The following is a 14,693-nucleotide window of genomic DNA, read 5'->3' as shown; positions in this document are numbered from 1 at the left end:
AAGATTAGTAACACTAAAATGATAACACATTGAGTTTTACAAATAAAATGTCTCAAAACATAAAAACAAAAATGATGAAATTTAAAGTTCTTTTTTTATTAATAATAATAAGCCTTGTTAGTTTTAGTGTAAATGCACAGCGTGGCGTAAGAATTGGTTACATTGATACTGAGTACATTTTACAAAATGTGCCAGAATATCAAGAAGCATCTTCTCAGTTAGATAAAAAGGTGCAAGATTGGAAGTCTGAAATTGAAACCAAATTAAATGTTATAGCGCAAAAAAAGAAAGAGCTAGATAATGAAAGCGTTCTTTTAACCAAGGAGTTGTATAATGAACGTTTTGAGGACATCACTTTTGAAGAAGCTGAGGTTTTAGATTATCAACAAAAACGTTTTGGACCTGAAGGAGATTTAATGATTCAAAAGCGTCAGTTAATTGAGCCTATCCAAGATCAGATTTTTGCAGCTGTACAAGAAATAGCAGAAACTAAAAGTTACGATTTTGTTTTTGATAAATCTGCAGATGTTGTAATGTTGTATTCGGCTGAACGTTATGATATGAGTGAGCAAGTTTTAAGAACTATAACACGTACGTCTAAACGATCGCAAGCTAAAAGCAAGAAGGAACGTCAAGAATTAGAAGACGAGGAAGTAGTACCTGTTGTAGATACAGGTAAAGATGCGCGTCAGCAGGCATTAGAGGATCTTAAAGCAAAGCGTGAAAAAGAATTAGCAGATAAGCGAGCAGAACGCGAAAAGGCAACGGAAGATAGACGTGCAGCTCAACAAGCATTGAGAGATGCTAAGAAAAAGGAAGCTGAAGAGCGTCGTCAAAAAGTAATTGATGAGAAGAATAAAAGATCTGAATCTTCACAGGAAGCTAAAACGGTTGTAAAAGATAGTACAACTAAAACGGCACCTGTAGTTAAAACAGATAGTACTAAAGCACAAGGAGCAGTACAAAAAGATAGTATCAATTCTAAAACACCTTTAACAGCTGCGGAAATAGCAGCAGCCGAACGCGCTCAAAAATTAAAGGATAGAGAAGCGCGTCAAAAAGAATTAGAGGATAGAAAAAAGAAAATAATAGAGCAACGTTTAAAAGCACGTGAAGAGCGTGAAAGACAAGTAAAGAAGAACGATTCTATTGCTAAGGCAAAGAAAAACGAAGACAATAATTAACAATTTATAACACGTAATACAATTAAAATCAAATGAAAAATTTAAAAACTTTATTATTTGCAGCAGTACTTTTTATAGGAGCTACAAGTTTAACTTCTGCTCAAAGCAATGTTGCACATATTAATAAGCAAGACTTAATTAAAGCAATGCCTGCTTACGCTCAAGCTCAAACTGAGATTGATAAATTGAGTAAAACTTATGAAGCTACGATTCAGACATCATTAAAGGAGTTAGACGTTAAACTTAAGCAGTATAATGCTGAAGCTGAAACGCAAACAGAGCAAACCAATATGGATCGTATGAAGGAAGTTGAAGGTATCAAACAAAGTTTAGGTGAGTACCAACAACAAGCTCAAAAAGATTTACAAGAGAAAGAATTTAATCTTTTAAAGCCTATTGTAGAGAAAGCAGATAAAGCGATCAATACAGTTGCTAAAGCACAAGGTATTCAGTATGTTTTTGACGCAGCAATGCTGATTGTTAAAGATGGTAAAGATCTTATGGCAGATGTTAAAAAGCAATTAGGAATGTAATCCTATTTAAAAATAATTATTTAGAAAGTCGCTTATTATTAAGCGACTTTTTATTTTTGTATACATGAGTAATAATCCTATTGGCATATTTGATTCTGGAATTGGAGGTACATCTATCTTTAAGGAGATTCACGCGCTATTGCCAAATGAGAATTGTATCTATTTAGCGGATAGCAAAAACGCACCTTATGGCAACTTATCAGAAGAGGAAATAGTCCTATTAAGCGTTAAGAATACCGAATTTCTTATTAATAAAGGTTGTAAAATTATTGTGGTGGCTTGTAATACAGCTACTACAAATGCAATAGATTATCTAAGAAAAAATTATGATATTCCATTTATTGGCATTGAACCGGCTATAAAACCAGCGGCTTTAAATACACAAACCAAAGCTATTGGTATTCTCGCAACCAAAGGCACTTTAAGCAGTCAGCTTTTTCATAAAACTACTGACTTATATTCTAAGGACATTAAAATTATAGAACAAGTAGGTGAAGGTATTGTACCGCTAATTGAAACCGGTCAAATTGATTCTAAAGAAATGCAGTCTTATTTAGATATCTATTTAGAGCCTATGCTAAAGCAGAATATAGATTACTTGGTTCTAGGATGCACGCATTATCCTTACCTCATTCCTATGCTTACTAAAATGCTTCCTAAGCATGTAAAAATTATTGATTCAGGTAGGGCAGTTGCAAAACAGACCCAAACTGTATTAATAGCACTTGGTTTACTTAATGATTCTGGTAATCAACCCATAATTCAACTATTCTCTAATGGAGATATTACGGTTTTAAATTCAATTTTAGATTATAATTTTGAGGGGTCTTATTTAGATTTCTAGTAAGGTTTTCTGTTTACTATCTACTAATGCATTATGAAACGCTAGATTTAAAGGCGTTATCTGATAAAGGACTTATAAATGGCGAAGCGCATTAATAGTCTTAAACATAAAGATGCATACATGAAATTACTATTTGTTTATAATGCTAACTCAGGTAAACTGAATGCTTTGTTGGAATCAGGACACAAGTTAATAAGTCCGTCCACGTATAAATGTTCTTTATGTGCATTAACGCATAATACTTTTACAGAAAACAACATCTGGAAGAATTTTAGAACACAAAGTGAGGTCGACATGGAATTCTATCACAAGGATGAGTTTGAAACTACCTTTCCTAATGTTAATATGATTTATCCAACGATTTTAAAATTAGAAGATCAGGAAATTTCAACGGTTCTAAATTCTGAAGCTTTAAAAGCGCTGTCTACTATTGAAGATTTAATTGAGCGATTAAAGTTTCAACTTTAAGTGTTTAACATGGTTTACTCTTTAGTCCTTAAACCAACTAGAATATTCTACATAGTTATCTGCAATTCTATCAATTTCACCAGAGATTAATTCTTTGCTAATAGCCTTAACTTTTTTTGCTGGTACACCGGCATAAATACTTCCGGATTCTACCAGAGTGTTTTTAGTTAGTACTGCTCCTGCAGCAATAATACTATTGCTTTCTATAATACAATCGTCCATTATAATACTTCCCATACCAACGAGCACATTGTCTTTTATGGTACAACCGTGTACTATAGCGTTATGTCCTATAGAAACATTATTGCCAATGGTTGTAGGCGATTTAAGATACGTAGCATGGATAACTGCACCATCTTGTATATTTACCTTGTTCCCCATTTTTATATAGTGCACATCACCTCTAATTACGGCATTAAACCATATGCTACATTGTTTTCCTATTGTGACGTCTCCAACTATAGTTGCATTTTCTGCGATGTAGCAATCCTCTGAGATTTGAGGGTGTTTTCCTCTAACGGCTTTTATTATTGGCATAAATTATGAGTTTAATGAGTTCTAAAGTTTTTCAAGATAAAATGAAATCTATAATAATCAGAATTTTGTGTATAAAAAAAGAGCAGCAAAAATTGCTACTCTTTAGTATTACGTTATATAAATATAATGTTTATATATTTTCAGCGTCTCTTAAACCTTGAATGTATTCAGCTTTCTGAACTTCTCTTCTTCTCTTAACAGAAGGTTTTGCGAAATAACGCTTCTCTCTTAAGTTTTGCATAATTTGCACATTTCTGTGTTTACGCTTGTAACGCTTAAGTGCACGTTCTATATTTTCTCCTTCTTTGATTTCGATTTTAATCATTATATCGATATATTTTTGTTAACTATTTCTTGCAAATGGTCGGCAAATATATGCTAACTATTTGAAAATAAAAAATTAATTCAATGTTTTAGAAATTTATTTTTAACCTAAGTATGTTTTTAAGATTTTACTCTTGCTCGCATGCCTTAATCTTCGAATTCCTTTTTCTCTAATTTGTCTTACACGCTCACGAGTTAAATCGTAAATACTACCTATTTCTTCAAGGGTCATTGGTGGTTGATCTCCTATTCCGAAATTTAAACGAATCACGTCACTTTCCTTTTGAGTTAGTGTTTCTAGAGCACGTTCAACTTCTGTGTTTAAAGACTCTTTCATTAAAGCCATGTCAGGTCTTGGTGATTCACCAGAACTTACAACATCATACAAACTAAACGTTTCTCCATCTTTTAATGGTGCATCCATAGAAAGGTGACGACCAGAATTTTTCATAGATTGTTTTACTTCACGAACACTAATATCTAATTCGCGAGCAATCTCATCTGCATTTGGAGGTCTTTGATTAATTTGTTCTAAATGAGAAAATGCTTTATTAATCTTATTTATGGTACCAATTTTATTTAATGGTAGCCTAACAATACGCGACTGTTCTGCTAACGCTTGTAAAATAGCTTGTCTAATCCACCAAACAGCATAAGAAATAAACTTAAAACCTCTAGTTTCATCAAAACGCTTAGCTGCTTTTACTAAACCAGCATTACCTTCATTAATTAAATCGGGTAACTTTAAACCTTGATTTTGGTATTGCTTTGCAACTGAAACAACGAACCTAAGGTTAGACGTTGTTAATTTATCTAATGCAGCCTGATCACCTTTTCGAATGAGCTGTGCTAGCTCGACTTCTTCATCTGCAGTAATCAAAGGAATTTTACTAATATCCTGTAAATATTTATCTAACGATTTATCTTCTCTGTTAGTAACCTGCTTGGTGATTTTTAATTGCCTCATGTATTCTTTTGAAATTTAGTGAACCTTCAATGTAATCTAATTATTAAGAAAAGCAAATAAATGTGTAATTATTAACATAAATTGGGAGAAATGGAGTGCTTTTTCAGTTCGTACTTTAATTTTGAGTCGAATCCGTCTCTTTTTTGGTTTCAGTTTTTTTCTTTCCACCTAATAGTCCTCCCAGTATATTACCGACTCCTTCTTTAACTTTGTCTTCCGTTGTTTGTTTGGTGGTATCTTCTTTTGTGGCGTCTTCTTTTGTTGTGGTAGAATCTGTTTTAGTGGTGTTTGTGTTTCCTCCTAAAAGTCCACTTAGCAAATCACTAACCTTATCTTTTCCTTTCCCAATTAATTTTTGCTTTTCAATTTCAACTAATTGTTTGGTTAAATTAGTAACTCCAGAGGTTAAATCTGTTTTTATACTAGGACTCGCAAATGTGCCTCCAATGTTTGCAGTAACAGGAACCGTTAGCTTATTCACTTCGTTATCATTAATCTTACCAATTAAACGATTCACCTCACTCCCTAAGTACTTCGCTGGGACTTGTAAAACGGCACTGTAATTCATAGTGTTTGAAAAACTATGAGAACCCGAAACTTCAATAGGAATATCTTTATAATTAATTGTAAATGGTTTTACAGAAACACTACCATTCTCAAAAGTTAGATTCGTTTTAATGTCTTTTAAATCTAATTTACTAAAATCAATAAAATCTAATTTGCTATCTAAGCTAGTAAGCAAAGGACTGTTGCTTGTGTCTACTTTGTCTGTTAAAATCTCAGCCAAAGCACTTCCAGACATCGTTGTTAAATCTGGAGAAAAGCTTTCGTCTAAAAATCCGCTGATATCAATAGTAGAATTTAATTTTCCTTGTAATACTTGTGCGATAGGTGCTAAAGCCTTCAGCATTTCTAAATCTTTGAAGGATTGTGATATGTCAAAGTTTTGCATTCCTAATTTCATGTCGAAACTTGGTTTTGCAGATTTCGTAGAAACATTACCAGAAATACCCAATTGACCATTAAAAATATCTGTAGTCATGTTTTTAAGACTAGCTGTTTGGTCTTTTATCACCAACTGCCCTTTTACATTTTTTAAATTCAGATTATCATAAATCACCGTTTTAGCGTTAGCCGTAATGGTACAATCTAAAAATGCAGGAATCTTAAGGGATTCAGCTGCAGCCGTGTTTTCATTTGTTTTAGTTGAAGATTCCGTTGTTGTCGTAGAGGTATCTTCAGACATAAAATCTGAAAGGGCAAACGTATTAGAATTCAAATTAAAATTACCTTCTAAGTTTTTATCACTTAGCATAAAACCTAGTAGATTATTAATGGTTCCTGTAGCCGTGAAATCACTTTTGCCTGTTTGGGCATCAAAACTATTTAAGCTTACTGTACCTGGCTTAAAGGTTAAGTCTGCTTTGTTGATTTGAATAGGATTTAAAATGTCATCAGAAGAAAATACAAAATTAGATAAGGATACACTTCCAACGTTTTTAATACGTTGGTACGCGTTGGTTTCAATAGCATCCATATCAAAAGAAGTACTAACGTTTGCCTTTAAAATTCCACTCAACTCATTTTCTAATTCAACAGGATAAGCTTTAGTGATGTTCGCTAAATTTAGAACACCATCTAATTTAGCCGCTACCAACATGTTTTTGGTGAGGTTTTTTATAGACGCTTCAGATTTAAAAATATCTTCATCAATTTGAAAATTCAGTTTGTTAATATTTACAAACGTATCATCTACATTACCAGTTGTGTTTTTTATAGAGGCATCAATTGCTATATTTCGAACGCTTTTTGGAAGGTCAGGGAATTTGAATGATGCATTACTAGAATTTAGATTAATATCTAAGGTCGGAATTGTTTCATCCGAAACCAATCCTTTTATAATACCATTAACCGTAAAGTTCCCAGTGGTGGTTACGTTTTCAATATCCTTAGCATAAGCCTTCGGAATTATAGCCAAGAAATCTTTGAATGAGGCTTCAGGGTTTTTAAACGTAATATCTATTTGTTGTCCGGCTTCCACCAACTGTACATAACCATCAAATTCTAAGGGTAAAGCATTGATGTATCCTTTGTTTTCTTTAAATGTATATTTTTGTTGGTCTAAATCTAGATCTATAAGCGCGTCTAATTTAATACTGTTATTACTTAAGTATTCTGTGCTATCCATGGCAAAAGTAACATTAGCTTCTGTGTGAGTATCTAATTCAGATTTACCGCCAGAAAAGATACCTGTTCCTTTATGGTTAATTTCAGTAAGATAAAACGCCATATTAGACGTGTCATCAATATAGGTGAACGCGCTATTATTAAGTTCATAGTTATCAATATCAAAACTAAAACCACTTGAGGTTTCTGTTTCTACAGGTGCAGATTCCGTTTCGCTTTCTTTTACAATATCATAATTTACAGCACCTGTTTTATTGGTTTTTATAACCAAAAGTAGCTCATTAGCTATTATTTCATTGACTTCAAGAGGTTCTTCTGTGCCTTGTAATAGTTGCATAATACCCATTTCAAAAGACAATGACTTTGCCGTGGCTAAGGTTTCGCCTTCAAAAGGAGCACGATTTATGATTTTTAAGTTATCGACACTTATTGCAGCTTTAGGAAAACTACTAATAAGACTCAGGCTTATATCATCAAAAGTTAATTCGGCGTTTAGGTTTTCATCTGCATAGTTCTGAACAATAGTATCTATTTTAGATTCTAAAAAAAATGGTATTGCAATAAGTATCGCAATAAAAAAGAGTAAAATGATTCCAACAATTTTGAGGACTTTCTTCATAATTAGTATTTCTGGGTTTTAAAATAGCTTCTTCGTTATATACGCAAAATTCCGTATAAAAGTTGCTAAAGTCGGTAAGTTTAAGAAGATTTTAATGTTTTGTTTAGCGGTTATAATAAATTTATTTCCTCATTTACGTTTAGTTTAAAACGCTTTCTAAATAAATACACCCCAAGATATAAGAATGGTGTGTCTAACAACGCGACTAAAACTTTGAAAATAAAGCCGCTAATGAGTAGTCCTGCGAAGTTATCCCAATCTATAATTCCGAATGTGCAAAGTAAAGACACAATAGTAAAGGTGTCTATGAATTGAGAAAACCATGTTGAGAAATTATTACGTAACCACAGGTGTTTGCCTTTGGTTAATCGTTTCCAAAAATGATAGATTTGTATATCTACAAATTGAGCAAATAAGTATGTAATCATACTCGCGAAAACAGCAAGCGACGTATTTCCAAAAACTTTGTTAAACATGGTGTCATCAACATACGACCAATTTGTAGCAGGTACGCTAGATGCTATATAGATAATTAATAATGAGAATAGTGAAGCGAAAATACCAACCACCACAATGTCGTTAGCACGTTTTTTTCCATAAATCTCACTTATTAAATCGGTAATTAGAAATGTAATGGGATAAGGTAAGATGCCAACAGAAACCTCAAATAATTTTGATCCAAAAATTTCAGCTTCAAAAGGCTGCCAATAAAAGAACTTTTGAAATATTAAATTTGAAACGACTAGTGACGTGATAAAAAGTCCACCAAGTAAGAAGTAAATACGCTGGGCTAAAAGCTTGTCTTTTAATGACATTGAAAATGGTTAATAAATAGTTTTGGTAAAGGTAAAGTTATAAAATTTGTTTTAGTTATTTTGTTGCTTCTATGAGACCAACCAAAACCATTCATATAGCTTTAGGGAGTAACAAAGGCAATAAATTGCAGTATTTACAATCTGCAGTTAACGCTGTTTTTGAGCGCGTTGGTGCTATAAAAAAGATTTCTAATGTTTATAAAACACCAGCTTTTGGTTTTGAAGGTGACGATTTTTTTAATGCGTGTATAACGGTTGAAACGGAATTGAAATCTAAGCGAGTTCTTAAAGAGCTTCAGGCTATTGAAATAGAGTTAGGGCGAAAATCTAAAGCAACCAAAGGTTATGAGTCTAGAGAGATAGATTTAGATATTTTGTTTTTTGAAGATGAAATTATTGAAGAAAAAACCTTAGTCATTCCGCATCCACAAATACAAAATCGTAAGTTTGTTTTGCAACCTCTTATGGATATTGCAAAAGATATTAAGCATCCAAAGCTCCATAAATCTATAGAAGGGTTGTTGTCTGAATGTCATGATGATTCTGAAATAGAACACGTCAATATTTGGCTTAAGAATCCAAGAAAAGCATATACTTTTAACGATTACAATTACATCGCTATTGAAGGAAATATTGGAGCAGGAAAAACAAGTTTAGCAAATAAGATTTCTAAGGATTTTAATGCTAAGTTGATTTTAGAGCGTTTTGCCGATAATCCGTTTTTACCAAAATTTTACAAAGAGCCAGAGCGATATGCCTTTACATTAGAAATGTCATTTTTAGCAGATCGGTATCAGCAAATTAGTGACGATTTATCGCAACTCGATTTGTTCAAAGATTTTATGGTCAGCGATTATGACGTCTACAAATCTCTAATTTTCTCAAAGATAACCTTACCTGAAGACGAGTTTAGATTGTACCGAAAACTGTTCTATCAAGTTTATAAAGACATTGCTAAGCCAGACTTGTATGTGTATCTCTATCAAAATACAGAGCGTTTACAGGCCAACATAAAGAAAAGAGGACGTAATTACGAAAAAGACATCAAAGACGATTACCTCGAAAAAATTAATGCTGGTTATCTTGAATTTTTAAAAAGTCAGCAAGAGATGAATGTTAAGATTATTGATATTTCGAATAAAGATTTTGTGAAGTCTCGTGCCGATTATCTATGGTTGTTGGGAGAGATTAACGAGTCTTCGGTAAGCAGCAGTGTGCAGTAAGTAGTGTTCAGTCGCAGAGCTTTAATCTCAGTCTCAGTTTTTAGTAGATTGAAGTTTTTATTTGATAACATTAAACATTGGTTTCGAAATAAATTGAAATAGTTACGATAAATCCTCTGTGAATCTCTGCGTCTTCTTTGTGGAGCTTCGTGGCATAATTTTAAAAAGTAGCGTTACAATTTTTCCTTTAGTGTCATCTAAAAAGATTTCGGATAATTTTTGTTCTTCAACAATTTTCAAATTGAAAGGAGCTTCTAATACATTAACACCACTATTTTTTTTGATTCTAATACCTTGTCCAGAAATAATGTCTTTATTAGGTGCAAACTCTCCAAGAGGTAGATGTTCGGTAAGAATCACAAATTTATAATTGGATAATTTTTCAACCACGTTTTGGATTTCAGCATTAGATAAATGTTGTAACACCTGTCTCAGAATAACAACATCTGCTTTGGGAAGTTCGTCTTTGACAATATCTAAACACTGAAATTCTAAACGGTCTTCTTTAAATAAGGCTTTATTTCGTTCAATGAGGCTGTCAACAATATCTACAGCGATATAGTTTTTAGTGTGTTTGGTGAGTTGTTTTCCGATATTGAAATCACCACAACCTAAATCACAAACGGTTAGTGGATTGTTCTGCGATTTTAAAAACCGAGTAATACTATTAATATAAGGTTCTACAATTTTAATGTTATGAGAACCGTCACCTGAGTAAAAATCAAAATCGTTTCCACCCCACAGATGCATGTCGTAGACTTGTTGCATAGCGTCTTTTGTGGGCCAAGGTGTTTTTGATGTTTTAATCATATAATTAATAAAAATAGACTAATTAAGCTATAAACTATGCCAACAATGAATACTGGATAAAGTGACCATTTTATCTTTAAATTCTTGGTTAATTTTGAATTCCAAAGTAGTAAAAGACCAAGAATGTAAAATGGCACGCCATACCAAAAAGAATAAGGGTTTGCTACAAATATTGCTGAAAAACAAGTGATTTGTTTTCCCCAACCAGACATTATTTTTTCAATATTTTTCTTCAATAGGGTTAGTTTAATTTCGAAAACACATCCCAAACCACAACACCACAACTCACCGAAATATTTAAGGAGTGCTTAGTGCCATATTGCGGAATTTCAATCACAACATCACTTGCATCAACTACGTTTTGGTCAACACCTTTAACTTCGTTACCAAAAACAAAGGCATATTTAGTATTTGGTTCAGGTTTAAAATCATTGAGCATGGTTGCGTTTTCTGCTTGTTCAATAGAACAGATGTTTACATTTTTAGATTTTAATTTTTCAACAACATCTAAAGTGTGTTCTGCATATTCCCAATCTACGGTTTCAGTGCTTCCTAAGGCTGTTTTTCTAATGTCGTTATGTGGAGGCTGAGCAGTAATGCCGCAGAGATAAATTTTCTCGATTAAGAACGCATCGCTTGTTCTAAATACAGAACCAATATTGTTGAGACTTCTAATATTATCTAGGATAATAATGATAGGCGTCTTTTTAGCATCTTTAAATTCTGAAACTTCTAATCTGTCTAATTCTTCGTTTTTTAGTTTTCGTTTCAACTGTACTTATTTTTTAATTAAATTTTGATACACCCCTAAAGTCCCCTCAAGGGGACAGTCTCACTGTTGCGGTTAAAAAAAATCTGAAAGATATTTTTAACAATTGTCCCCTTGAGGGGACTTTAGGGGTGTGTTTTTGTTTTGTGAGACCTGATAGGTCTAGAATATAATTATCAACATCTGTAAATAACTTCTAGTTCTTCGGTTTCAATAAACCTCAAAATATAAGTAATTTAGCAAACTTGCAATTCTGAACATATTCAAGGCAAAAATAGAACTTAAAACTAGATTCCCATTGGCAAAATCCGCAAAAAAAGTAACACCGTTAATGAAGCAATATAATGCCATCAAGGTTAAATATCCTGATGCACTATTATTATTTCGAGTTGGTGATTTTTACGAAACCTTTGGTAGCGATGCTATAAAAGCGTCTAAAATTTTAGATATCATTTTAACCAAACGTGGTGCTGGTAGCGAAAGTGAAATTGAATTAGCAGGTTTTCCGCATCATTCTTTAAATACGTATTTACCAAAATTGGTAAAGGCAGGTGAGCGTGTTGCCATTTGTGATCAGTTAGAAGATCCGAAGCAGACCAAAACCATTGTAAAACGTGGAGTTACAGAATTGGTAACACCAGGAGTTGCTTTTAATGATGATATTCTACATTCAAAATCTAATAATTTTTTAGCAGCGGTATATTTTGAAAAGCAACGTATTGGTGTGGCATTTTTAGATATTTCAACAGGCGAGTTTTTAACGTCTCAAGGCAATGCAGAATATATTGACAAGCTACTTCAGAATTTTAATCCAAGTGAAGTCTTAATTTCAAAACAAAGTAGAAAAGTGTTTTCGGAAACCTTCGGAAATGATTTTCATACCTTTTATTTAGAAGATTGGGTGTTTCAAGCCGATTATGCACATGAAACATTAACCAAGCATTTCAACACTAAGACACTAAAAGGTTTTGGAATTGAAGATTTGTATGAAGGGATTATCGCTTCAGGAGTCGTACTTCACTATTTAGGAGAAACACGTCATAATAAGTTGGAGCATATAGCTACGATTTCGAGAATTGCAACGGATGATTATGTGTGGATGGATAAATTCACCATTCGTAATTTAGAATTGTATAATTCTACGAATGTCAATGCCGTTACATTGATTAATGTTATTGATAAGACTATTTCGGCAATGGGAGGTCGAATGTTAAAACGTTGGTTGGCATTGCCTTTAAAGCATGCTGAGAAAATAAAGCAACGCCACGAAGTGGTGAAATATTTGTTAGAAAATGACGCTGTTTTGAATAAGGTTCAAGGGCAGATAAAACAAATAGGGGATATTGAACGTCTTATTTCAAAAATAGCAACGACTAAGGTGAGCCCTCGTGAGGTGATTCAACTTAAAAACTCTTTAGAAGCTATTGTACCTATAAAGTCGGTTGCTGAAACGTGCGAAAATGAAGCTTTAAAGGTATTAGGAGATAATTTACATCGCTGTGATTTATTGCGAGATAAAATAAAGGAAACTCTAAATGAAGAGGCGCCAGTCAACATTTTAAAAGGAAGTTCAATTGCTTCAGGTTTTTCAGAAGAGTTAGATGAACTAAGAGGTTTATCGCAATCTGGAAAGATCTATTTGGATAATATGTTGAAGCGCGAAAGTGAGCGCACTGGCATCACATCTCTAAAAATAGCTTCAAACAATGTTTTTGGTTATTATATTGAAGTCCGAAATTCGCATAAAGATAAAGTCCCAGAAGAATGGATTCGTAAGCAAACCTTAGTCAATGCTGAACGCTATATTACTGAAGAACTTAAAGAGTACGAAGCAAAAATTTTAGGTGCTGAAGAACGCATTTTGGCTATTGAGCAGAAGTTATTTGCTGATTTAGTGACTTGGATGCATCAGTTTATTATTTCGGTACAACAGAATGCGCAGTTAATTGGACAATTAGATTGTTTGTGTGGTTTTGCAAGTTTAGCAAAAGCGAATAAATACACGTATCCACAAATTGACGATAGTTACGATTTAGAAATAAAAGATGGTCGCCATCCTGTAATAGAAAAACAATTACCAATCGGTGAGCCTTATATTGCTAATGATTTGTTTTTAGATAGAGAGTCTCAGCAAATCATTATGATTACGGGACCAAACATGTCTGGTAAGTCGGCTATTTTAAGGCAAACAGCATTAATCGTGTTGTTAGCTCAAATAGGAAGTTTTGTGCCCGCAGGTGAAGCGCGAATAGGATTAGTAGACAAGATTTTTACGAGAGTAGGAGCAAGTGATAATATTTCGATGGGAGAATCTACGTTTATGGTAGAGATGAATGAAACGGCTTCTATTCTAAATAATATTTCTGACCGTAGTTTGGTGCTTTTAGATGAAATAGGAAGAGGAACGAGTACTTATGACGGTATTTCTATTGCTTGGGCTATTAGTGAATACTTACACGAGCATCCTTCTAAGCCTAAAACACTTTTTGCAACGCATTACCACGAGTTAAATGAAATGACCGAGACCTTTGGTCGTATTAAAAATTTCAATGTTGCTGTAAAGGAATTAAAAGATAATGTGCTTTTTGTTAGAAAGCTTGTTGAAGGAGGAAGTGAACATAGTTTTGGAATTCATGTGGCAAAAATGGCAGGAATGCCTCAACAAGTCATTAGACGCGCAAATAAAATTTTATCTAAATTAGAGAAATCACATTCAAGTGAAGAACTCACGGATAAGGTGAAAAGTATTAAAGACGATTTGCAATTAAGCTTTTTTAATCTCGATGATCCTCTATTAGTGGAGATTAAGGATGAGATTTTGCATACAGATATTGATACGTTAACACCTGTTGAAGCCTTGATGAAACTCAATGAAATTAAGAGAATGTTGCTGAAGAATAAGCAAGTGTAAAAAAAAATAAAAAATTTTCAAAAAAGGCTTTGGATTTAGAATTTAAATTCTAAATTTGCATCCGCTTTGAAAGCGAAAACGTTCATTAAAATTGCGAAAGTAGCTCAGGGGTAGAGCATCACCTTGCCAAGGTGGAGGTCGTGGGTTCAAATCCCATCTTTCGCTCTGATTATATAAAATACCAAGTTGATTACAGTCTGTAATCAAGATGCTGAAGTGGTGGAATTGGTAGACACGTTGGACTTAAAATCCAATGTCCATTAGGACGTACGGGTTCAAGTCCCGTCTTCAGTACAGATGAAAAGCCGAAAACGAAAGTTTTCGGCTTTTTTGGTTTTAAAAAGTTCGCTAATGTTGGTATTAAGGTGCTTTTTTTCTGCATGTTGAAACTGGGATTCGGAGAAGCTAAATCCAGTTAGAAATATAAAAGAGGCTGTCTAAAAAGGCAGTCTCTTTTTTTATATTTTATATTTTCAAAGAAGCATTGATTTTCGTATCTTAA

13 protein-coding genes and 2 tRNA genes are annotated in these 14,693 nt (G+C 33.3%); 8 read left to right on the top strand and 7 right to left on the bottom strand.

Annotated elements, in window-relative coordinates; translation table 11 throughout:
- Positions 1-74 precede the first annotated feature (74 nt).
- From HM984_RS16240 to HM984_RS16225, 4 genes are all read left to right on the top strand, one after another.
- Positions 75-1,184 (top strand): OmpH family outer membrane protein, encoded by a 1,110-nt coding sequence (locus HM984_RS16240; protein ID WP_179349931.1) that lies wholly within the window; start codon positions 75-77, stop codon positions 1,182-1,184.
- Positions 1,185-1,216: 32 nt separating this feature from the next.
- Entirely contained in the window at positions 1,217-1,717 is a 501-nt protein-coding gene (locus HM984_RS16235) for an OmpH/Skp family outer membrane protein (RefSeq protein ID WP_115812110.1), read from the top strand.
- 64 nt (positions 1,718-1,781) lie between these two features.
- Positions 1,782-2,561: a glutamate racemase gene (gene murI, locus HM984_RS16230; protein ID WP_179349930.1), complete on the top strand. Its 780-nt coding sequence runs from the start codon at positions 1,782-1,784 to the stop codon at positions 2,559-2,561.
- 120 nt (positions 2,562-2,681) lie between these two features.
- Positions 2,682-3,029: a GTPase gene (locus HM984_RS16225; protein WP_179349929.1), complete on the top strand. Its 348-nt coding sequence runs from the start codon at positions 2,682-2,684 to the stop codon at positions 3,027-3,029.
- 21 nt (positions 3,030-3,050) lie between these two features.
- Here the strand turns inward: HM984_RS16225 and HM984_RS16220 are convergent, their stop codons facing one another.
- From HM984_RS16220 to HM984_RS16200, 5 genes are all read right to left on the bottom strand, one after another.
- Complete coding sequence (locus tag HM984_RS16220; protein WP_179349928.1) at positions 3,051-3,566, bottom strand: gamma carbonic anhydrase family protein; 516 nt, start codon at positions 3,564-3,566, stop codon at positions 3,051-3,053.
- A gap of 130 nt (positions 3,567-3,696) precedes the next feature.
- On the bottom strand, positions 3,697-3,891 hold the full coding sequence (gene rpsU / locus HM984_RS16215; RefSeq protein ID WP_020895559.1) for a 30S ribosomal protein S21: 195 nt from the start codon (positions 3,889-3,891) through the stop codon (positions 3,697-3,699).
- Between the two features lie 102 nt (positions 3,892-3,993).
- Positions 3,994-4,857, bottom strand: a complete 864-nt coding sequence (locus HM984_RS16210) for a sigma-70 family RNA polymerase sigma factor (RefSeq protein WP_020895558.1) — start codon at positions 4,855-4,857, stop codon at positions 3,994-3,996.
- 115 nt (positions 4,858-4,972) lie between these two features.
- Positions 4,973-7,663: an AsmA-like C-terminal region-containing protein gene (locus HM984_RS16205; protein WP_179349927.1), complete on the bottom strand. Its 2,691-nt coding sequence runs from the start codon at positions 7,661-7,663 to the stop codon at positions 4,973-4,975.
- 110 nt (positions 7,664-7,773) lie between these two features.
- Positions 7,774-8,478, bottom strand: a complete 705-nt coding sequence (locus HM984_RS16200) for a queuosine precursor transporter (RefSeq protein ID WP_179349926.1) — start codon at positions 8,476-8,478, stop codon at positions 7,774-7,776.
- A gap of 71 nt (positions 8,479-8,549) precedes the next feature.
- Here HM984_RS16200 and folK point away from each other — a divergent pair, with 71 nt between their 5' ends.
- Positions 8,550-9,701: a 2-amino-4-hydroxy-6-hydroxymethyldihydropteridine diphosphokinase gene (gene folK / locus HM984_RS16195; RefSeq protein ID WP_179349925.1), complete on the top strand. Its 1,152-nt coding sequence runs from the start codon at positions 8,550-8,552 to the stop codon at positions 9,699-9,701.
- 102 nt (positions 9,702-9,803) lie between these two features.
- On the opposite strand, the gene HM984_RS16190 is transcribed toward folK, so the two are convergent.
- Entirely contained in the window at positions 9,804-10,511 is a 708-nt protein-coding gene (locus tag HM984_RS16190; protein ID WP_179349924.1) for a class I SAM-dependent methyltransferase, read from the bottom strand.
- Positions 10,512-10,752: 241 nt separating this feature from the next.
- A complete protein-coding gene (locus HM984_RS16185) occupies positions 10,753-11,283 on the bottom strand; it encodes an RNA methyltransferase (protein ID WP_179349923.1) in 531 nt (176 codons plus the stop codon).
- A gap of 295 nt (positions 11,284-11,578) precedes the next feature.
- On the opposite strand from HM984_RS16185, the gene mutS reads away from it, so the two are divergent.
- The 3 genes from mutS to HM984_RS16170 all read left to right on the top strand — a co-directional run bounded on the left by mutS (position 11,579) and on the right by HM984_RS16170 (position 14,485).
- Positions 11,579-14,191, top strand: coding sequence for a DNA mismatch repair protein MutS (gene mutS, locus HM984_RS16180; protein ID WP_179349922.1), 2,613 nt, complete (start codon positions 11,579-11,581; stop codon positions 14,189-14,191).
- A 93-nt stretch (positions 14,192-14,284) separates the two neighbouring features.
- Positions 14,285-14,356, top strand: a tRNA-Gly gene (locus HM984_RS16175).
- A gap of 45 nt (positions 14,357-14,401) precedes the next feature.
- A tRNA-Leu gene (locus HM984_RS16170) sits at positions 14,402-14,485 on the top strand.
- The last annotated feature ends 208 nt before the right edge of the window (positions 14,486-14,693 follow it).

The organism is Winogradskyella pacifica (assembly GCF_013403915.1).
GTDB lineage: Bacteria > Bacteroidota > Bacteroidia > Flavobacteriales > Flavobacteriaceae > Winogradskyella > Winogradskyella pacifica.
Note: the sequence above shows the minus strand (reverse complement) of the source record. Positions and strands in the feature narration are given on the sequence as shown.